This window comes from Virgibacillus sp. M23 (assembly GCF_034190895.1).
GTDB classification, from domain to species: Bacteria; Bacillota; Bacilli; order Bacillales; family Amphibacillaceae; genus Virgibacillus; species Virgibacillus salarius.
Window position 1 is genome coordinate 1 of the sequence record NZ_JAWDHA010000196.1, and the last position, 519, is coordinate 519.

The 519-nt window shown below is 43.5% G+C and carries 2 protein-coding genes; both read left to right on the plus strand.

Annotated features, from left to right (window positions below; genetic code table 11):
- The coding region (locus RVS70_RS22010; protein WP_321134845.1) for an ATP-binding protein at positions 1–162 on the plus strand (162 nt) is incomplete at its 5' end.
- Positions 163–405: 243 nt separating this feature from the next.
- A partial coding sequence (locus RVS70_RS23465; RefSeq protein ID WP_414617187.1) for a hypothetical protein occupies positions 406–519 on the plus strand: 114 nt, incomplete at its 3' end.

Consider the following 519-nt stretch of genomic DNA (forward strand, 5'->3'; position numbering starts at 1 on the left):
GATAAAGACAGAAGCAGGAATTCGGGGGGAACCGGGCTGGGCCTTGCGATTGTGAAGCATTTAATAGAGGCTCATGAAGGGAAAATTGATGTCACAAGCGAGCCTGGACGGGGAACTGTCTTTACCGTGACGCTGAAACGGGCCGCTGAAAAGTCCGCCTAATGTTTACAAAGGTTTAACAATATCTTCATGCACTGTTAAACATATGCTGGTAGGATGTAGTAGAACCCCTTCATCCAAGGAGCCAATTTTGACGGCGGGAACCTATTTGTGTTCCCGTCCTTTTTTGTGTGTTCTCTTATAGTTCACGTATTTTCCTTTCAAATTGAACTTTGTTAAAATAAGAGGAGCTAATGAGTATGTAAGAGATGAATGGAAGCGTGAGGCTTCTTAGGAGGAAATTGAATGACAGAACGAAAAAAATTAGTGCTTGTAGACGGAAACAGTCTGGCTTACCGGGCGTTTTTTGCATTGCCGCTGTTAAGCAATGACAAAGGTGTTCATACAAAGGCCGTATAC